This window comes from Dysgonomonas sp. 37-18 (genome assembly GCF_001899125.1).
Taxonomy (GTDB): domain Bacteria; phylum Bacteroidota; class Bacteroidia; order Bacteroidales; family Dysgonomonadaceae; genus Dysgonomonas.
Window position 1 is genome coordinate 1 of the sequence record NZ_MKVC01000042.1, and the last position, 1,008, is coordinate 1,008.

The 1,008-nt window shown below is 53.2% G+C and carries 1 rRNA gene; it reads left to right on the forward strand.

The features are described 5' to 3' along the window. Nucleotides 1-50 precede the first annotated feature (50 nt). Nucleotides 51-1,008, forward strand: a 16S ribosomal RNA gene (locus tag BGO84_RS16680); the annotation flags it as partial.

Here is a 1,008-nt window from a genome sequence, read left to right on the forward strand (position 1 = left end):
TTGATAGTCCGTAAGCAGCCGGACATAGGGTCAAAGACAAAAAAGAGAATACAAAGAAGAGTTTGATCCTGGCTCAGGATGAACGCTAGCGACAGGCCTAACACATGCAAGTCGAGGGGCAGCACAAGGGTAGCAATACTCTGGTGGCGACCGGCGCACGGGTGAGTATCGCGTATGCAACCTACCTACCACAGGGGGATAGCCTTCCGAAAGGGAGATTAATACCGCATGAAACAGGGGTCCCGCATGGGGATATTTGTTAAAGATTTATCGGTGGTAGATGGGCATGCGTTCCATTAGCTAGTTGGCGGGGTAACGGCCCACCAAGGCGACGATGGATAGGGGAACTGAGAGGTTTATCCCCCACACTGGGACTGAGACACGGCCCAGACTCCTACGGGAGGCAGCAGTGAGGAATATTGGTCAATGGGCGGGAGCCTGAACCAGCCAAGTCGCGTGGAGGACGACGGTTCTATGGATTGTAAACTCCTTTTGCACTGGGGTAAAACGGGGGACGTGTCCCCCCTTGCAAGTACAGTGCGAATAAGCATCGGCTAACTCCGTGCCAGCAGCCGCGGTAATACGGAGGATGCGAGCGTTATCCGGATTTATTGGGTTTAAAGGGTGCGTAGGCGGCCCCTTAAGTCAGCGGTAAAATTTCTGCGCTCAACGCAGTCTGGCCGTTGAAACTGGGGGGCTTGAGTCTGGATGAAGTGGGCGGAATTTGTAGTGTAGCGGTGAAATGCTTAGATATTACAAGGAACTCCGATTGCGCAGGCAGCTCACTAAGCCATCACTGACGCTGAAGCACGAAAGCGTGGGTATCAAACAGGATTAGATACCCTGGTAGTCCACGCAGTAAACGATGATCACTCGCTGTCTGCGATATACAGTAGGCGGCTTAGCGAAAGCGTTAAGTGATCCACCTGGGGAGTACGCCGGCAACGGTGAAACTCAAAGGAATTGACGGGGGCCCGCACAAGCGGAGGAACATGTGGTTTAATTCGA